The sequence below is a fragment of the Arthrobacter sp. yr096 genome (assembly GCF_900108925.1).
Classification (GTDB): Bacteria; Actinomycetota; Actinomycetes; order Actinomycetales; family Micrococcaceae; genus Arthrobacter.
This window is the reverse complement of record NZ_FNYI01000007.1, coordinates 78,518-96,681: the sequence shown is the minus strand read 5'-3', so window position 1 is coordinate 96,681 and position 18,164 is coordinate 78,518. Positions and strand designations below refer to the sequence as shown.

The following is an 18,164-nucleotide window of genomic DNA, read 5'->3' as shown; positions in this document are numbered from 1 at the left end:
TCGCCGGCCTCATCCTGGTGCCATGAATACGCCCACTTGTGTGACGCCATCGCTGAGATAAACCGGAATTTTCCGTTGCGGTTTAGGCAAGTTCTTTGCTGCTTCTTCTGGACTGGCCGGATCGGTCCCTTTCATCTGGACCGAGTAGGCGTATCCCTTTGCCCCGTTGGTGGCTATGACTGCGAGCAAGTCCGGGGCTCCACGCCCGGGTACCTCAACACCATAGGTCTCCCCCTTGGCGTTGACTTCCCACGCGGTGGCCACCTGTGAGATGTAGCTGCTGCTGATCTGCCACCTGTTTCCTGGTTCGGTGGTGATGGTCACCCCTCGTGTTGAAGGATTCAGGGCGAGGACATATTTTGACCAGGCACCGTTAGTTCCCGGATCCGTCGAAGAGCAGGTGACGTTGGCACCATCCGGGAAGGTGAACGTACCGGCGGTGAGGCAGGTCAGCTCCACCTCAATACCCGTCGCCCCTGCCGGAGCCGGTCCAAGGTCAGCTGTTGCTGTGCCGCTGTAAACGGCCGTCGATGGGGAAGACAGGACAGTGGTTGTCGGCACGCCGGGCAAGGTAAAGAGTCCCGCCGCCGCAGCGCCGACGCCACCCAGCATGCCTGCTCCGGCCAAGGTGCCGGCGAACAACAGCCACCGTCGCTTATAGGGCCGGCGTTGTACGGTGGTTCGAACCTGGGCAAGGAGTACCTCGCGGAGCGCCCGGTCGAACTGCGGATCAATGCGAACGTCGTTCATGACGGATCTCCTTTCAAGGCTGGCGAATGTACATGGTGAAAGGACCGTGGCAGCGCAGCCTTGAGCTTTTGGCGAGCACGGTGCATGCGGACCTTGGCTGCCCCTGGTGAAATGCCAACTGCCTCAGCTGCCGCCGGTAATGGCAACTCTTCGAACACCACAAGGCTGACCAGCGTCAGGTCCAATGGCTTGAGAACAGCCAAGGCTTGCGCTACCTCGTCAGTCATCGAAAAGTCGTGGTTCGAATGAGCCGGGTCCAGTTCCGCCTCGGCCTCGCTGCGTCGAGGGATTGCGGCCAGGAGCCTTCGGTGCCGGACCTTTGACCGCTGAAGATTCCTCGCACTGTTGGTCGCTGTCACCAACAACCACGGAAGGATCGAGCCCTCAACCACCCTCACGCGCTCCCTGCGGCGCCACAACTCAAAGAAGGCCGCGGCCGTAGCATCTTCGGCGTCGTGCTTTCCGCCAGTCAAGCGATAAGCATGCCGAAAGACGCGACCGCGGTGCCGGTCATACAAAAGGCCAAACGCCTCGGCATCACCCTTTAAGCTCTCCGCCCACAGGACGTCATCCCCCAGCTGAACGTTCTCCATGCCCTGTATTGTCCGGGACACCACGGATGGTTACACAGGGGGGATGTTTTTTCCGAGGACCGTGCCATGAATACGTGGTGGACCTGTCTACGGCGTGTCCGGGACCTTCGGAACCACGTGAGTGGGAACAGGCACGGGGAGGTCCGACGGCCGGAGCTCTGACGGATCGATCTTCGGAGCATCCAGGGCAGGCGGCGTCACAGGAACCGCTGGCGGAGTGGGAATGACTCCCTTGCCTGGCACATCGTGTTGGGGAGCCTTGGGTGTTTGCGATGACCCTTCCCCGCCGGGATGGGGCTGCGGAACGTGCCCAGGGGTGCCGGGACTTGGGTTGGCCGGCGCGGGTTGATTCGGGGCAGGAACAGTCCGGGTTTCATCCAGGGGTGGCTGCGGGCTTGAGCCACCAGAGCCGCCCTGCTGGGGAGCAGTTCCGGAGCCGGGTGCCAGCTGCGAGACCACTGAGCCGATGGCCGCCCCAAGATGCTGGAAGGCACCGGGAATTCCGCCTTCGGACGCAGCAGCTGCTGTGGCACCTCCGGCCAAAGTCACGGCAACAGCAAGGCCGGCGATTGCCGCGCGACGCTTGTTCCGCCGCCGGGCAGCCAGCTCATCTACAGGGCCTGGGCCATGGCTTGGCTCAACCGTGGCGGGAACCGCGGCCGGTGCCCCCGACCGCGCGGCGGGGCCATCCGTCGTCGTGAGTTGCCGGGTAGCGTCAGCGGGGCTGCCGCTCATCAGGGCCCGGACGGCGTCGGAGGGCAGAGGCACAGTGCTGGCCAGCGAGCGGAGCTCCAGCAGTTCGGTGCGGAGCGCGGCGTCGCCTTCGTGGCCGGAACCGGCCAGCAGCTGGTCAATAGCCTCCTGGTGGTGGCGTCCGCGCTCCGGAATGTTTTCGCTCATGATGTGCCGTTCGTTCGATGTGCCCGCTTCTTCAGTGCACTCAATGCCCTGCGCTGCAATTGCTTCACGGCACCCTGGGACTTGCCCATGATGGCCGCTGTTTCTTCCACGGAAAGGTCTGCAACAACCCTCAGTGCAAGGACTTCCCGGTAGTCGTCCGCCAGGCCTTCCAGAAGTTCCGTAACCCCCACACCGGAGGCCCGCCCGAACGCCTGGTCCTCCGCCGACGGTGTGCGCCGGGCGTCCAGCTCCGACTCATAGGGTGTGGAATCGGGCCTTCTTTCGCGCTTCCGGTAGTGGTCCACCATGCGTGCATGGGCAATGGAGAACAGCAGGGTCCTGGCTCCCTGCAGCCCACCTTGGAGGGAGTCCAGCCTGGGGTAGAGCGCCAGGAAAACGTCCTGGGTGACGGCCTCGGGGTCATCCACACCACGGGCCCTAAGGTAACCAAAGACCGGTCCGGCGAAGCTGTTGTAGGCAGCCGTGAAGAGCAGGGCAGGATCGTCCTGATCCACCTGCACATCTTCATCCGCCAAAGGGTCAAGCACCCGTGGACGCCTCCATCCCACGTTACGTAGCGGGGCTCCTTGTCCTAAGCCAAGGAGCCCCGCCATTAAACCGTAGCTGCTGCCCGCTTAGCGGACAGAATCGAGCGGCGCTCCTGGAACGGCCGGTACGTCCGTAGGAACCTGCGACGGGAGGGCAGGTGCGGCCGGGGTCGCCGGCACCGCGGGAACGGCGGGGGTGGCGGGTACCTCCGGAGTGCCCGGGACTGCCGGAACCGCAGGCGTAGCCGGCAGTTCCTGCGTGACGCCGGCATCGACGTCGGCCTTTACCTTGGCCGAGCCGTCCGCCTTCAGGCCCGCAGCCTTACCGGCCTGGACCACGGCCTCGCAGTGAGCCTCTACCTTGGCTTCGCCACCGGCAGCGATGGTCAGGGACTCGAAGCCCGGGACCTTGGTGTCAGGCTTCAGGCCACCGCTGAGGAAGGCTGCACAAAGGCCGAAAGCATCCGGTGACGTGGCGTCCTGGGCCGTGGCTTGAGCGGCAGATACGGCGTCGTTGGCGTTCGCCTTCGCATCTGAAGCAGCGTCAGTCGCCTTCGACTGGACGTTCCCGACGGCGTCAGTGGCCTTGGCCGCACCGGTTTGGGCGGCCTCGGCTGCTTCAGCGGTGTTCGCGTCGAGCGGGGCCGGTGCGCCTACCAACTGGTGGGCGGTCTGCTGGAGTTCGGTGGGAAGGGCGCCATTAAAGGCGGCGACGCCGGTTCCACCGGCGGCTACAGCTCCGGCGGCCAGGACGCCTGCGGCGACTTTGCTGGTGGCAAGGACAGTGAAAAAAGACATGAAACCCTCCGACAAAAACGATGTTGGGATTGCCCCGGCAGCTGTTGGGCGGCCACCGGATGATCGGTGTGCGGACGTGGCCCGCACACCCCTTACATCGCTGAGGGCACCGGCGAGGTTACGCATTGCCTGAAATTCTTTTCAAGCAATGCGTCCACCGCATTCTTCACGTGGCTAGATGTCCCCATGGCCGTGCCAGCAACGGCCAACTATGCTCAGGAAACGCCTGGCGCCGCACTGGACCCCAGGCATGTCACTACGTTCAGGGGATACGTGATGGGGCTGGCTAAGTAATGGGACAAGGATTGGTAGGCGCGGACGTCGGAGATCTCCGGCGGCTCTCGGCTGTGATGGACGCTGAGGCGGAGAAGATCACCGACCTCAAGCGGCAGCTCAACGGATTGATTCAGAACGGCCACTACTGGCGCGGAAATGATGCTGACCAGTTTCGCAGTGCCTGGCACAGCGACCTTCAGGGACGGTTGGGAGCGGCTGCTGCGTGCCTGAAATCCAATGCCCGTGCCTTGAAGCTCAACGCCGAGCAGCAAGAGCAAGCCTCGCTGGGCGGCGCGGGCGGTTCCGGCGGAACTGGCGGCCCGGGCGGAACCGGCGGAACTGGCGGCGCGGGCGGAACCGGCGGAACTGGCGGTTCCAAGGGCGGACCGGGCCCGGGGGTTGGCAAGAGCCCGGCGGGAATGCCCGGTTTCACCGTTGGTCCCACTCAGTACGGTCCGGTCACGGTGGAGGGCGAAGGGTCCCTGGTGGCCGAGGCCAACGGAGAGGCCAACGGATCCGTCGGTCCCGGTGGAGCAGCTTTTGAAGCCTCCGTTGACGGCAAGATCGGAGCGGAGATGACCTGGACCGCCACATCCGGTTTCGGCCCCGTCACTACCACCACAACCAATGAAACATTCTCTGGAGCCCGTGGAGATGGAAAGATCGACGCCCGGGTTCCCTTTGGCCTGGGACTCCCCAGCGTCCAAGCCACAGGTGAAGCGTTTGTAGGCGTGGAGAACACCACCACAACCAAAAGCGAATTCTTTGACGGATGGGCAACCAACACGTCCACCGTCAGGGGGATGACGGGGGCCGAGGCATCAGCCCATGCAAGCGCGGACACCCCCTTCTTGTTCGGTGCAGGCGGCGAAGCGTTTGCCGGCCAGAAGGTCACCTTTGGCAATGAGACGGAGTTCGCCGGAGGGTTGTTCAGCGTCGGACAAGGAGCGGAGCTGCGTGCAGGAGCCTGGGCCAGCGCTGGAGAAGGGGAAGTCAGCGTCAAAGACGATGATGTCACCGGTAAGGCAGCCAGTGCCGGCGCCGGTGCTGAGCTGACCGCGTCCCAGTACATTGAAGTGCTCGGCCAGAAGCTGTCCACATCAGAGACAGTCGCCGCCGGCGCGGGCGAGGGCTACTTCTTCAACGCCTCCATGGATGAGGATGGATTCACCTTGGGCGTAGGCGCGAAAATCACCGCAGAACTTGGACTTGGCGCCGGAGGTCAAATCACTATCAGTCCCTCCGGATTCGTGGATTCCGTGACCGGATTCGTCGATTTCCTCAACAAATAGCCTCCTGAACAGACACTGCTCCGAAAAGGACCCACATGACTTCGCACCAGGTTTTTCCGTCCGACGCTTTTCCTGCCTACCCTTCAATCAAGCTCACCCCGCCGCCGGGGTGGACACAGCAAGTGGTTCCCGACGCCGTGGGAGCACTCATGGCTCCCACCGCAGAAGGCAGCTACACCGCGAATGTGGTCATCTCGGTTTCGCGCCGCCTGCCGGGCTACGGGCTCCAGGACATCGCTGCCTCCGTGGACCAGTTCCTGGCTGCCTTGCCCGACGCTGTGCTGCTCGGCACCGAGCCCGTGGTCATCAACGGCCGCGACTGGCACGTGCGGGAGGCGCGCTACACGCACCCGCAGGCCGGATCTTTGGCACAGTTCACCGCCGTCACGGTGGTCCAGCACCATGCCGCCGCGGATATCGTCCAGCTGACAGGCAGTTGCCAGCCAGTGGACGGTAACCACGACCTCAAGGCCATCTACTCGGTGGTTGCCAGCGCGGACGTCACGCCAGCGCCCTAGCCTGCTCGATAAGCTTCAGGACCGCAACTGAGTCTGCCGGGTCTACAGGCAACGGAAGCGCAGAAGCCGTACCGCCGTCGTCGACCTTTTCTGCCAGCAGCCGGTAGAACTCGGGGTAGGCGCCGCGCTCGGTGGGGACTGTGGTGCGCTGTCCGTTCAGTTCCAGCGTTCCATGGTTTTCGGCAGGCTCGACGCCGTACTCGGCGTCCGTAGGCAGCCCGCCGCCCAGCACATAGGGTTCCTGCGGGTCCGTGCCGAACTTTACGAATCCTCCTGCGGTACCCAGAACCCGGAAGCGTGGGCCGTGAAGGTGGCTGTTGAGGTTGATGGTGACATGGCTGACCACGCCCGATTCGTGTCGGAGTGCCAGGAAGACATCGTCATCGGCGCTTTCCTGGGGGCGTCGGGCTTGTATTTCTGCGTACGTGACCGTTGCCGGGCCGAAGAACCGGAGCGCGAGGTCAAGGACGTGGGTTCCGAGGTCGAACAGGACGCCGCCACCCTCCTCTGCCGTGGCGCCCGCTTTCCACGCTTTGGCGATCTCCGGCGCCCAACGCTCCATGCCAACCTCAAAGCGGGTCACGGTACCCAGCGTCCCGGCGTCGAGAAGTTTCTGCACGGTGAGGGCGTCGGCGTCCCAGCGGCGGTTCTGGTAAACCGTGAGGACGCGGCCCAGCTTCGCTGCCAGGTCCATCAGTTCCTCGCCTTGGGCGCTGTGAACCACGAACGGTTTATCGACGACGACGTCGAGCCCGGCTTCCAGCGCGGCTTTCGTGAGCGGGTAGTGCGTTGCGGGCGGCGTGCCCAGGACGATGAGGTCCAGCTCGTCAGCGAGGGCCAAAATATCCTGCGGGGTTTCTACGATCTTTGCCTGCGGGTACCTCTCCCGTGCTTTCGCTTGGCGTGCTGGGTCCGATGTTGCGATGACAGCGAGCTGGTAGGCCGGGTTGCCGGCAATGTACGGCGCGTGGAAAACGCTGCCCGAGAGTCCGAAACCTGCGACGGCGGTACGGATCGGTTGCTTGGAAGTCATGACCCAAGGCTAGATCAGTAGACCTCGTGCCGGCGGGCGGCCGCGTACGACTTTCGAGAGAGCGTCAGGCCCAAACACACGAAAGGTGAGAGAGCGTCACGGACGGAGAAGGCCGGGAACCGCCCCCGAACCTTGTGAAAAGTTGGGGGTGGTTCCCGGCCTTCAGGAAACTACAGCGGGGAGGCTACTTCTTGGCGCCCTTTTCCCAGCCGATGGTGGTCCAGTCCGGAACGTTGGAGAGGCTCTTGAACAGGGACGGGCCGTAGTTGGCCAGGCCCTTGTGCACGAACTGGATCTCCGGGCCGTTCAGGAGCACACCCATGGAGAAGTACTTCTCCATGTGCTTCTTTTCTACCTCCATGGCGGCCTTGTTGCGTTCCGCGTCATCGGCGATGGTGGTGAGGCGCTTGATTTCGGCGTCCAGTTCCGCATCTCCCAAGCCGTTTTCGTTGGTTTCGGAGTCGTAGAACTGCTTGACGGCGTCGGTCGCATCCGGGCCAACGGTGTAGCCGGAGATTGTCAGATCGAAGTCGCGGGTGCCAACAACCTTGCCGAAGTCGGCGTCGCCGCGCTGGTCGATGGCAACGTCCATGCCTGCGGCCTGCAGCTGCTTCTGCAGCGTCTGGGCCGTAGCAGCCTGGGTGGGGTCGTCACCGAAGTACGTGACCTTGAAGGAGACAGGAACGCCGTCCTTGGCCATGATGCCCTTGTCGTTGGCCGTGTAGCCGGCATCGGTGAGGACCTTCTTGGCAGCGTCCGCGCCGGTTTCCTTCACGGGGTAGTTGTCCTGGTAGTACTCGGAGAAAGGCATGAGCATCATGGAGCCCGAGCTTTCTTCGGACCAGTTCAGGCCGTTGAAGCGGACGTCGCGGATGGCCTTGCGGTCGACCGCTGCGAAGATTGCCTTACGCACAGCCACGTCCGTCAGCGCGGGCTTCTTGGCATTGATGTTCAAGCCACCGGCAAACAGACGCTGACCACGGCGGACATCGGCGTCCTTGGTTCCTTCAACCTGCTTGTAACGGCCAAGGGTGCGAGCGTCAATGGCATCGATTTCGCCGTTCTTGAACGCAGCAATGGTTGCGCTCGGTTCCATCTGGCGCCAAACAACCTTTTCAAGGACCGGCTTCTGGCCCCACCACTTGTCGTTGGGGACCATGGTGACCGTTTTGGCCGTGGTGTCGTAGTTCTCAACCTTGAACGGGCCAGCCATCCATTCGGGGTGCATGTCGCCGGCGAATCCGGTGTTGAAGATGTCAGGCGTGTTGATGGCCGGGTGGATCAGGCCGAAGAAGAGGGAGTCCAGCGGATAAACGGGCTGAGTGGTGGTGACAATGACTTCTTTGTCGTTGGCGCCGGCCTTAACGGAATCAACGTAGGCGTAGTTGCCGGCGGTGACGATGTCGATGGACTTGTCTTCGCCGCGGAGCATCTTCCACGTGTTCTCGAAGGTCTTGACGTCGATCGGAGTGCCGTCATTCCAGGTCGCCTTGTCGTTGACCTTGATGGTGATGGTCTGCTTGCCATCCTTGACTTCACTCTTGACCTCTTCGCAGAAGTCCTTGTTGGGCTCGGCCTTACCGTTGAAGTCCAGCTTCCAGCAACCACCGATGCCGCCGCTACTGATGGCAGCGGTGTTGACGGGAGTCATGACGGCAGAGGTGTCCGCGCTGTTGCCCACATTGGAGAAGCCATTAAAGTCCGGGCCAATGCTGCCTACAGCAAGCGTGACCGTGCCACCCTGCTCCAGATCCTTCGCTTCTTTGGCATTGACGCTGATCAGCTTGCTGATATCGCCACCTGCCTCTTCGGCCTTCTGGGAGGCCGGACCCGACGGCGTTCCCCCGCCGCAAGCGGTCAGCATGAGCGTTGCTGCGAGCGCTACGCCGCCGATCGTCGTGTACTTCTTCATGGTTTGCCCTTCATGTTTTACGACTGAAATATCTTTGCGAGTTGAGACCAGGGATTTATTCAATGCGTCATGTGTCGTCAGGCATGCACCACCAGCATGTCGGCATCTATCTCTCCGTCCGGGAAGAAGCATGCGAAGTCCTGCGCTCCCTCCGAAGCCAGTGGCGGCTCCAGAGTAAGGCACTTCTCCTGCTTTGCGGCAGGCAGCGCGGCAAACACGGGACAACGTGTAGCGAAGTTACATCCCTTGGGCGCATCAAGCGGGCTGGGCAGGTCGCCCTGCAGGATGATGCGTTCGCGGGTGCGTTCCAGGTTGGGGTCCGGCACCGGTATGGCGGAGAGCAGGGCGCGGGTGTAGGGGTGCCGGGGATTGTCGAAGACGTCATCCACGTCTCCGGTTTCCACGATCTTGCCCAGGTACATCACGGCCACACGGTCTGAAATGTGCCGGACCACCGAGAGGTCGTGGGCCACCATCAGGTAGCTCAGTCCCAGCTCGGCGCGGAGCTGGTCCAGCAGGTTGATGACACCGGCCTGAACCGACACATCCAACGCAGACACGGGCTCATCCAGAACCACAAGCTTCGGGTTGACGGCGAGCGCTCGGGCGATGCCGATGCGCTGGCGCTGTCCTCCGGAGAACTGGTTAGGGAAGCGGTTCACGTGGTCCGGTTGCAGGCCCACCAGCTTCATGAGCTCCATGATGCGTTTCCTGATGGCAGCTTTGGGCATGCCCAGGTTTTCCAGGGGTTCGGCAAGGACCTCGTATACGGTGAAACGCGGATCCAGGGCGCCGGTGGGGTCCTGGAAGACCATCTGCATTTCCTTGCGCATGGCCATAGTGGTCTTGTGGTCCGTGGCAACCTTGTTGCTGACGCCGCCGATCACCACCTCGCCCACCTGGTCCGGGTGGAACTCCATGATTTCCAGCAAGGTGGTGGTTTTGCCACAACCGGACTCGCCCACAATGGACAGGCACTCGCCCTCGCGGATATCGAAGCTCAGCCCGTCCACGGCCTTGACCGTGCCGATCCGCCGTTTGATCAAGGCACCCTTGAGCAACGGGAAGTGCTTTTTCACGTCCTTGAGTTCCAGGACCTTTTGGCGCTCGACGCGGGCGACGCCGTCGAACTTTGAAACAGGCTTGGGAGGTGCGTGGAAGATCTTGTGGGCGTCGGCGTTGCCGGAGAGTTCCTCAGCTTTGATGCAGGCAGCCTTATGCCCCAAGGTCTGCGCCTCAACACCGGGCACCGGGATCAACTCCGGCTCCCCGTGCAGGCAGGCGTCGCTGACCATGGGGCAGCGGGCGGCGAAGGAGCAGCCCAGCACGGGCAGCGCCAGGTTGGGCGGGGTTCCTTCGATGGGGACCAGCGACTGCTTGTCCGAGGTATCCACGCGCGGTACGGCACCGAGGAGGCCCAGGGTGTACGGCATCCGGGGGTTGTAGTAGATGTCCTCCACTGTGCCGGTTTCCACAGGCTTGCCCGCGTACATCACCATGATGTCGTCGGCCATGCCCGCAACGACTCCGAGGTCGTGCGTGATCATGACGACGGCGGCGCCGGTCTCCTCTTGCGCGGTGTGCAGGACTTCCAGCACCTGCGCCTGGATGGTGACGTCCAGCGCCGTCGTGGGTTCATCGGCGATGAGTATCCGCGGATCGTTGGCGATCGCAATGGCGATCATGACGCGCTGGCGCATGCCGCCGGAAAATTCGTGCGGGAAGGCCTTCAGCCGGTCCTTGGGGCTGGGGATGCCCACCATGCGCAAAAGCTCGACGGCGCGGGCTTCTTTGGCCTGCTTGCTCATGGTGGGATTGTGGACCGTCAATGCCTCGATGATTTGGTTGCCCACCGTGTAGACGGGCGTCAGCGAGGACAGCGGATCCTGGAAAACCATGGCGATGTCGTTGCCGCGGTGCTTGCACATGGCTTTGTCGCTGAGGCCCAGGAGTTCCTTGCCCTTGAAACGCACCGAACCGGAAATGTCAGCGGTTTCCGGGAGGAGTCCCATAATGGCCATGGACGTCACGGACTTGCCGGAGCCGGATTCGCCCACGATGCCCAAGGTCTTGCCCGGCATGAGGTCAAAGTCCACGCCGCGGACTGCGTGGACTACGCCGTTCTCCGAGTTGAAGCGGACGTTGAGGTCGCGGACGCTGAGGACGGCGTCACCCGGGGCATAGAGTCCTGCGTCCCGAAGACGCTCGGCGGGTGTGATGTTGGTGCTCATTTGTTGGTCTTCTTTGCGATCTTGGTCTTCGCCCGGCCGATGGAGCTGGAGCTGGGGTCGAAGGCGTCACGGAGGCCGTCATTCATCATGGCCAGCGAGCCTGTCAGGAGGAACATGACGGTCAACGGAACCCAGAACATCCACGGGAAGGAGGACACCTGGCCCGTCGCTTGGCCGATCAGGACGCCCAGGCTGATGTCCGGGAGTTTGATGCCGATGCCAATGAAGGAGAACGCCACTTCGGCGAGGATGGCGCCGGTGATGCCGCGGGTGAAGTCGAGCACCAGCAACGAGCCAATGTTGGGAACAAGGTGGCGCCATACGATCCGGCGGGAAGGGACACCCATGTACTTGGCTGCCTTGACGTAGTCGCGCTGCATGAGGGACATGGAGAGCGAGCGCACCAGTCGGGCGGTGCCCATCCAGCTGAAGAACAGCAGGACGACGATCAGCAGCAGCCAGCTGGGGAGGTCCTTGAGCCCGCCGCTGCCGCTGGTGGCAACCGCGACCACCAGGATGGCGGGCATCATGATCAGCGCTTCGAGGATGAACAGCATGGTGGCGTCCACTTTGCCGCCGAAGAACGCCATGGTGCAGCCGTATACCGCCGAGATCAGCACGGAAACGCCCCCCACGATCAGGCCGATGAGGATCGATGTCCGGGTGCCATCGACGATGAGCGCCATGAGGTCAATGCCGGCCTGGGTGGTACCCAGCAAATGGTCCGGCGATGGCGGCATGCCGATGTTCAGGGGATCAATGGTGTCCTTGTCCCACGAGGTGAGGAAGCCGCCAAAGATGGAGAACAGGAACAACGCAAGGAAAATAAAGAGGCCGGCGACGGCGGTCCGGTTCCGCATAAAGCGACGGAAGATGATGCGGGACTTGCCAATAACGACGTCTTGGTCGGCTACCCGGGCCTCGTCAATTTCCGCAATGGGATCGATGATGTTGGTCATTACTGGACCCTCACTCGTGGATCGACCAGCGTGGTGGCGAAGTCGGCAAGGATGGCGCCGATCGCGAAGATCACTGAACCATAAGCCAGCGTGGCAGTGGCGACGTTGACGTCCTGCAGGCTGATGGCCTGGATGCTCCAGAGGCCGATGCCCGGCCAGGCGAAGATGGCCTCGGCAAAGAAGCCGCCGGTGAAGATCGCCGGGATGGTGAAGGCGATGCTCTGGGCCACGGGGATGAAGGAAACCCGCAGGGCGTGTTTCCTGATGGCTTGGTTGCGGGTCAATCCCTTGGCCCTGGCGGTCCTGACGAAGTCGGCGTTGACGTTGTCCAGAAGGTACTGGCGCTGGGCGATCTGGTATCCAGCCCAACCGAAGATGGTCATCGCGAACGTGGGCACGGCGTAGTGCGCCACCATGTCAACGAAAGCCGGCCAACCGGGGTCGATTCCCGGCGTCGAAATGCCGGTGACGAAGAAGATGCGCTCCCCCACGGCCTCGTTGATGCCGATGGCGCCCAACTGCACCAGAAAGTAGGCGATGGGTGCGGGAAGGATGTGGACCAGGTAGCTGTAGGACGTGATGACGCGGTCCTGGAACTTGTACTGCCGTGCGGCGGAATAGACACCCAGTGCGACGCCGATGATCAGCGTCAGGATGATCGAGGCGATGAACAGGCGAGTGGACACCAACACGCGGTCCGCGAATTCGGCGTTGACGAAGGCGCCATTCGGGCTGCGGCCCCAGTCCCAGCGGGTGATGATGCCGCCAAGCCACTGAATGTACCGTTCCCATGGGTTCAAATCCGGATCCAGTCCGAGTCCCCGGAAGGACGCTGCTACCTGTTCAGGAGTTGGCCGCGGGATCTTTTCCTGCTCGAGAACCGCCGGCTTGAGCGATGAGACTGCCAGGAAGTACCCGGCGCTGGTGGTCAGGAAGATCATGATCAGGTAGATGCCCGACCGCTTCATCAGATATTTCAGCATGTCGGGTGGCTGCCCCGAATCGTGGCAAAACTCAATGCTCGTCCTTCCGCGGTTCCCGGCTGTGGCCGGCGTCAGCTACGAATTGGTGCAGTGGATTCTTGGGTCCCCCGCACCCCTTCAGTGATCACCAGCCCTGTATGGCATGCGTCACATTCAAGAGGAAACTACCACAATAACTGCTTCACGTTTTGCTTCACGGCGGCCAGTTTCGCGCCTGCGGCCAGATTGTTATGTGCAGACTGCGTCATGTTTACGACGACGGCGACACTAATACGCGCACAAGCGCACCAAGGGGGCGACAACAGGGTCCAAGCCGGCAGCATTCGATACTTGCCGCGCTCGATTGCTCCAGCGTTCGATTCCTGCGGGCGGCGTTGGGTTGCCAGGCCATGGGCGGCGTTGGGTTGCTAGACCGCGCGCAGTAGCCGGGTGACCAACTCGCTCCAGGAATCCGTGAGTCGCTTGGGTGAGATCCCATGAACGCGGACGTCGTTAACAATCCGCTCGGGGTCCAGGGCCGCCATCAGGGACATGGCCATCACCCAGGGATCACCAACACCGGCCTCACGGAGCAGCAGCTCGATGTGCCGGTGCGCAAGGATGGTTGCCGGGACGTCAAAGCGGTTGTGGGCTGAGGAACCAGCCGCCTTCAGCAGCTCCCCGTTTTCCAGGACGAAGTAGATCCGACCCTCACCAAACGCCACCAGCCGCTCTACAGGCGGGGCTCCAGGGCCCAGGGGCGGCGGTCCGAACATGAAGCCGCGCTGGAACTCCGACTCAGAGTCGCTCAACAGGGTCATCATGAGCCCGGCACGGCTGCCGAAGCGACGGAACACGGTTCCCTTGCCCACGTTGGCTTTGCACGCGAGCGCGTCCATGGTCAGCGACTCGGCCCCGAACTCGTCCACCAGCTCGCGGGCAGCGCAGAGAAGGCGCTCACGATTCCGCGCGGCGTCACTGCGCTCATGCGGCGGGCCGAGCGGCACGTCCGGCTGGAGGGGGATGGAGCTCACAAAAAACATTCTAGACCCGGGAATAGAAAGCGGACCGTGGTCCGTTTAGTATCAGTGAAGGCTCCAAAGCCCAGAAACAAAGCAGGCCCAGTACCGCACGGCACGTGGGCAGACACCAAGGAGACACCATGTCCAAGAGCACCGTTCTTACCCTCGTCGGCAGCCTCCGCGCCGATTCCCACAACAAGAAGCTCGCCGAAGCCATCCAGCTGAACGCGCCGGAGAACGTTGACGTCCAGATCCACGACTCCCTGGGCAACATCCCCTTCTACAACGAGGACATCGACGTTGAAGGCCAGGTCCCCGCTGAAGCTGCAGCCCTCCGCGCCGCAGCAGCCGACGCCGATACCATCCTGCTGGTCACCCCCGAGCACAACGGCACCGTTCCGGCTTCGCTGAAGAACGCCATCGACTGGCTGTCCCGTCCCTTCGGCGCCGGCGCCCTCTCCGGCAAGCCGACCGCCGTCGTCGGTACGGCTTTTGGCCAGTACGGCGGCGTCTGGGCGCAGGACGAGGCACGCAAGGCCGTAGGCATCGCCGGCGCCAAGGTCCTGGAAGACGTCAAGTTGGCCGTCCCGGGTTCCATGATCCGCTTCGCTGAACTGCACCCGAAGGACGACGCAGAGGTCGTTGAGCAGATCAAGGGCATCTTTGAGCCCCTCACCGCCGTCCAGGACGAAGAAGCAGCAGCCTAGCCACATCGCTGCCGAGCCCCCGTTCCGCTACCTCGCGGGACGGGGGCTTTCGCTTTGCTGGCAGTGCGGCGTGACCAACTCTTGTCCGAACCGTCACCGTAGCGGCATGTTGCTCCCCGCCGCACCGGCCTAACGTTTAACTACAAATGGACGGACAGGAGCGTGGGGCTGTCATGCGTGCCGGAGGGGGACCCAGGAGTACGACGGCGATCGCGGCCGCCTGCCTCGCCGCCAGTCTCTGGGTGGCCGGCTGCACCGCAGCAGGCACTCCCCAGGGAACCGGACCCGTTCCGACGGTCACGGTGCCTTCTCCTTCCGCGCCGACCACTCCGGCTCCCGCGGCCTCGACACCTGGTGCTCCGGTCTCTGGTGGTCCAGCGCGGGATGGTGCATCGCCTGGCGATTCGGCGCCCATCGCTTCGGGGCCCAACACTTCGGTACCCAGCTTGGGGTCCAGTACCTCAGGGCCGGGCACTCCGTCTGTTGCCGTCCCTGCCGCATCACCCTCTCCGGTTCCCTCGTCGACGCCGACTTCTCCCCGCGCTCCGACGCCGTCCGCGGCTGAGCCGGGACCCGCCGTCGAGCCATCACCGCAGCCCGGTACCAGCGCGCCCGAACCTTCCATAACCGCCAACCTCATCCCGGTGGATGCCTCCGGGCCTGCGGTCTACTACGTGGCAATCGACGACGGCGGCTCCCGCGGCGTGCGGTTCGGCTGCAATGACAGCCTGGTTCCGATCCGGGGAGTGGCTGTTCCCGGAGATCCCCTGAGCGTAGCTTTGGGACGACTGCTGGGCGCCGGAATGCCACTGGACAGCGACGCCGCACTGTACGACGCCCTGGCCAATTCCTCGCTGCGGTACCTCTCCGGATACATGAACGGCTCCACCGTGGTGGTGAATCTCAGCGGATCTCTGCGTCCCGGTGGCGTGTGCGATATTCCGCGGATCCAGGCGCAGCTGACGCACACCATAGTGTCGGCCAGCGGGGCCACGCGGGCCGAGATCTACGTCAACGGCAGGACACTGACGGAGGCACTCAGCGTGCGCTGAGCCTATTCCTGCTGTCCGGGGCGGTTACGCAGTCGCGATCGCCAGGACTCTCCGGAGAGCCCACGCTACCCGCAACAGAGCCAGCACCGAGGCAAATGCCAGCACGAACACCACAGCCTCGGGTATCCACAGCCCAGTGGGCGCCCCTCCCTCCAGGACAATCGTCGCCAAGGCGGCAACCACCAGCAGGCCCAGCCCGGGAATGGCAAAAAGGAAGACCTCACCGATCTGGCGCCGATGCGTGGCAGTGAGCTTCTCCAGGGGGAGTTCCCGCTGGCCCGGCGCGGCCTTCTTGCCCAAGACATTGATCAGCATGGAGACACTGGTGAGCGTCAGGCCTGCCGTCGCGCCTGCCAGGGTGGCCAGAGTCTGGAAGAGTGTCCGGCGCGCACCGGTATCCACCCCCTCAAGCAACAGCGGTTGGCGTGCCAGCGTTGCGATCCCCAACCACAGCAGGACTGCCGCCACGGCCCACAGGTAGTCGGCAGTGGGATGCAAGAGGAACCACCGCCACAGGGTCCGGCGGCGTCCAGCGTGTTCGAGTTCAACCCCGTACAAGTTCAACCCCGTACAAGCTCATGACCCGCTCCTTCGTGGGCTTCCGCCTTGCCCCTCGCTCCCGCAACAGCTTCCCGCGCTGCAGCCATTCCTCCCGCAACCATCTCCGGCACTTGGCCCGGATCAGCGGAACCCTTGATGTCCGGCAAAGTCCTGGCGAAGAATGCCTCATTGTCCCTGGCTTGCTTAGTGAGGATGGAGACCGCCTCCGCCACAGACTTTTGGGGATCATTGAAGACGTCCGGATCCACCTCAATGTGGGAAATGAACCGTTCCTTCAACAGGTCCACCACTTCGCGGTCGCCCGTCAGGGAGTCTTTGCCCTCCGCCACCACATAGTCGAAATGCTCTACGGAGCCAGCCTGGCGGAAAAGATCGATCAGCTGCTGAATCCGGTCCCGGATCCGCTGCTTGTCCTCGGCCTTCCCGGACCTTCCCACGCTCAGGGAAATACGGAACGTTCCCTCATTCACGAGCCTCGAGGCACTCTCCAGAACATCGGCCCACTCGCCTTCCATGAGCTTCCCGGACAGCCGTTCAGCGGGCAGCGCGAACTCGAAGCGGCTCACCTCAAGCCGCGTGAGGATTTCCTCAATATCTTCCCTGACCACGGGCACCAAGCTTGGTTCGAGCCCCAGCATTCCGCCGAGGTACTCCCCCATCCGGGACGCCCGGGGGCCGTTTCCGCTGGTCAGCACGGCGATGACGTTGCGTTTCATGAAGGCAAAATATGTGGTCTCCAGCAGGTGATCTCCTGGAGCCAGCGGCAGCGGTTTGCGCCGGCCAAGTGCGTCTCCGACGCTCGGGAGGTTGGTATCCCGGACCCTGTCCAGCAGCACCACGGGATACGGCGAAGAAGCCAGTGCCTGGGCGAGCAGCACTGTGCCATCCACGCTGGTGAAGCGCCTGTCCGTCCCGGCATCCTGGGCCTTCTTCAGTACTTCGGCCACGCGTCGCGCAGGAAACGGGCGGCTGAGCTCATCACCGTTCAACTGCTCGATTCGCCAGAACTGAACACTTCGCCGTGCCATGGACGCTCCCTCCGTCTTCCACTCAACCCAAGCTATCGGCGAGGTACGACATTAAAGCCGGGTGCCGCCGTCGTACGTGGCATCAGTTCACCGCTCGTACTGGGTCACAGACTGTATTTGGGGCCCGGCGCGAACAGGGCGTCCATTTCGTCGTGACTGCGCGTGCCGGCGAGCCCGGCCCAATTGCCGTCGCCAAGGATCTCCTTGGCAACCCGGGCAACCTTGGCGTAGGCGGCCTTGGCCGCGTTGCCACCGATGCTGACGCGCCGGACACCGGCGTCGTGCAGTTCCAGGGGCGACGGCGCTCCGACGCCCGCCAGCGCGTTCAGTGGCGCCGGAATCCGGCTGGAAAGCTCGTGCAGGACGTGTAAATCCACCACTCCGGGCACAAAGATTCCGTCAGCACCCGCCGTGAGGTAGGCCTCGGCACGCCGCAGCGTCTGGTCGTAGGCCGTGTCCGGGAACTGGCCCGAAAGGTACGTGTCAGTGCGGGCATTGATGAACAGCGGGATGCCGCGATCGTCCGCAGCGGCACGGATAAGGGCGATCCGGCGCGACTGTTCGGCGATGTCAGTGAGGGGCTCCATGGCGGAGTCTTCGATGTTGATCCCCACGGCACCCGCGTCAAGGACCGCATGGACCGTCACGCGAAGTTCGTCGTCGGTGCGTCCGTAGCCCGTCTCAATATCGGCCGTGACGGGAAGTTTGGTTGCCCCCACAACCCGGCCCAAGGCGGCCATGGCCAGGCCCCACGGCACGTGGTCCCCGTCGCGGAACCCCAGGCTCCAGGAGACGGCCGAGCTTGAAGTGGCAATCGCCGTAGCACCTGCCTCCTGGACCACTCGGGCGGACGCCGCGTCCCAGACGTTCACGAGCACCAGGGGCGTGGGCCCGGCGTCGTGGAGTTTGTGGAATTGTTCGGCCTTGGTCACGGATCCCCGGTGCGCTGTCATAGCTACATTCCAGCCCTTCCCGATCACGGCGTAAAGCGTGACCTGCGAAACTGGAGGGATTGTGAAAAC

18 protein-coding genes are annotated in these 18,164 nt (G+C 63.3%); 4 read left to right on the top strand and 14 right to left on the bottom strand.

The annotated features are described in order from the left end of the window. Window positions 1-9: 9 nt before the first annotated feature. From BMY91_RS17665 to BMY91_RS17645, 5 genes are all read right to left on the bottom strand, one after another. Complete coding sequence (locus BMY91_RS17665; protein WP_090824290.1) at window positions 10-750, bottom strand: hypothetical protein; 741 nt, start codon at window positions 748-750, stop codon at window positions 10-12. Beyond that, window positions 747-1,343 carry an RNA polymerase sigma factor gene (locus BMY91_RS17660; protein WP_090824288.1) on the bottom strand — a complete coding sequence of 199 codons (597 nt, stop codon included), beginning with the start codon at window positions 1,341-1,343 and terminating at the stop codon, window positions 747-749. The genes BMY91_RS17665 and BMY91_RS17660 overlap by 4 nt, the downstream gene beginning before the upstream one ends. A gap of 87 nt (window positions 1,344-1,430) precedes the next feature. Further along, window positions 1,431-2,243 (bottom strand): hypothetical protein, encoded by an 813-nt coding sequence (locus BMY91_RS17655; RefSeq protein WP_090824285.1) that lies wholly within the window; start codon window positions 2,241-2,243, stop codon window positions 1,431-1,433. Further along, window positions 2,240-2,791, bottom strand: a complete 552-nt coding sequence (locus BMY91_RS17650) for an RNA polymerase sigma factor (RefSeq protein WP_090824283.1) — start codon at window positions 2,789-2,791, stop codon at window positions 2,240-2,242. Before BMY91_RS17650 ends, BMY91_RS17655 begins: the two co-directional genes overlap by 4 nt. Before the next feature lie 87 nt (window positions 2,792-2,878). After that, on the bottom strand, window positions 2,879-3,589 hold the full coding sequence (locus BMY91_RS17645) for a hypothetical protein (RefSeq protein WP_090824281.1): 711 nt from the start codon (window positions 3,587-3,589) through the stop codon (window positions 2,879-2,881). A gap of 293 nt (window positions 3,590-3,882) precedes the next feature. Here BMY91_RS17645 and BMY91_RS23200 point away from each other — a divergent pair, with 293 nt between their 5' ends. Next, window positions 3,883-5,157 carry a hypothetical protein gene (locus BMY91_RS23200; protein ID WP_175538747.1) on the top strand — a complete coding sequence of 425 codons (1,275 nt, stop codon included), beginning with the start codon at window positions 3,883-3,885 and terminating at the stop codon, window positions 5,155-5,157. 35 nt (window positions 5,158-5,192) lie between these two features. Continuing rightward, window positions 5,193-5,675 carry a hypothetical protein gene (locus tag BMY91_RS17625; RefSeq protein WP_090824272.1) on the top strand — a complete coding sequence of 161 codons (483 nt, stop codon included), beginning with the start codon at window positions 5,193-5,195 and terminating at the stop codon, window positions 5,673-5,675. Here BMY91_RS17625 and BMY91_RS17620 read toward each other — a convergent pair. The 6 genes from BMY91_RS17620 to BMY91_RS17595 form a co-directional block, all read right to left on the bottom strand. Further along, window positions 5,659-6,708 carry a Gfo/Idh/MocA family protein gene (locus BMY91_RS17620; protein ID WP_090824270.1) on the bottom strand — a complete coding sequence of 350 codons (1,050 nt, stop codon included), beginning with the start codon at window positions 6,706-6,708 and terminating at the stop codon, window positions 5,659-5,661. The genes BMY91_RS17625 and BMY91_RS17620 overlap by 17 nt on opposite strands. Window positions 6,709-6,892: 184 nt before the next feature. Beyond that, window positions 6,893-8,620 carry an ABC transporter family substrate-binding protein gene (locus BMY91_RS17615; RefSeq protein WP_090824268.1) on the bottom strand — a complete coding sequence of 576 codons (1,728 nt, stop codon included), beginning with the start codon at window positions 8,618-8,620 and terminating at the stop codon, window positions 6,893-6,895. Between the two features lie 77 nt (window positions 8,621-8,697). Beyond that, window positions 8,698-10,851, bottom strand: coding sequence for an ABC transporter ATP-binding protein (locus tag BMY91_RS17610; protein WP_090824266.1), 2,154 nt, complete (start codon window positions 10,849-10,851; stop codon window positions 8,698-8,700). Then, the gene (locus BMY91_RS17605; protein ID WP_090824264.1) at window positions 10,848-11,810 is read right to left on the bottom strand and encodes an ABC transporter permease; all 963 of its coding nucleotides are present in this window, start codon (window positions 11,808-11,810) and stop codon (window positions 10,848-10,850) included. Before BMY91_RS17605 ends, BMY91_RS17610 begins: the two co-directional genes overlap by 4 nt. Beyond that, the gene (locus tag BMY91_RS17600) at window positions 11,810-12,793 is read right to left on the bottom strand and encodes an ABC transporter permease (RefSeq protein WP_090824262.1); all 984 of its coding nucleotides are present in this window, start codon (window positions 12,791-12,793) and stop codon (window positions 11,810-11,812) included. Before BMY91_RS17600 ends, BMY91_RS17605 begins: the two co-directional genes overlap by 1 nt. Window positions 12,794-13,200: 407 nt before the next feature. Next, window positions 13,201-13,806, bottom strand: coding sequence for a TetR/AcrR family transcriptional regulator (locus tag BMY91_RS17595; protein ID WP_177179944.1), 606 nt, complete (start codon window positions 13,804-13,806; stop codon window positions 13,201-13,203). 128 nt (window positions 13,807-13,934) lie between these two features. Between BMY91_RS17595 and BMY91_RS17590 the strand changes: the two genes are divergently transcribed. Both BMY91_RS17590 and BMY91_RS17585 read left to right on the top strand, forming a co-directional pair. Continuing rightward, window positions 13,935-14,501, top strand: a complete 567-nt coding sequence (locus BMY91_RS17590) for an NAD(P)H-dependent oxidoreductase (RefSeq protein WP_090824260.1) — start codon at window positions 13,935-13,937, stop codon at window positions 14,499-14,501. Between the two features lie 146 nt (window positions 14,502-14,647). Then, window positions 14,648-15,553 carry a GerMN domain-containing protein gene (locus tag BMY91_RS17585; protein WP_256212812.1) on the top strand — a complete coding sequence of 302 codons (906 nt, stop codon included), beginning with the start codon at window positions 14,648-14,650 and terminating at the stop codon, window positions 15,551-15,553. Window positions 15,554-15,577: 24 nt separating this feature from the next. Here the strand turns inward: BMY91_RS17585 and BMY91_RS17580 are convergent, their stop codons facing one another. The 3 genes from BMY91_RS17580 to BMY91_RS17570 form a co-directional block, all read right to left on the bottom strand. Then, on the bottom strand, window positions 15,578-16,051 hold the full coding sequence (locus BMY91_RS17580) for a hypothetical protein (RefSeq protein WP_256212811.1): 474 nt from the start codon (window positions 16,049-16,051) through the stop codon (window positions 15,578-15,580). A 62-nt stretch (window positions 16,052-16,113) separates the two neighbouring features. Continuing rightward, window positions 16,114-17,142 (bottom strand): hypothetical protein, encoded by a 1,029-nt coding sequence (locus BMY91_RS17575; protein ID WP_090824254.1) that lies wholly within the window; start codon window positions 17,140-17,142, stop codon window positions 16,114-16,116. Window positions 17,143-17,246: 104 nt separating this feature from the next. Next, window positions 17,247-18,095: an isocitrate lyase/PEP mutase family protein gene (locus tag BMY91_RS17570; RefSeq protein ID WP_090824252.1), complete on the bottom strand. Its 849-nt coding sequence runs from the start codon at window positions 18,093-18,095 to the stop codon at window positions 17,247-17,249. Between the last annotated feature and the right edge of the window lie 69 nt (window positions 18,096-18,164).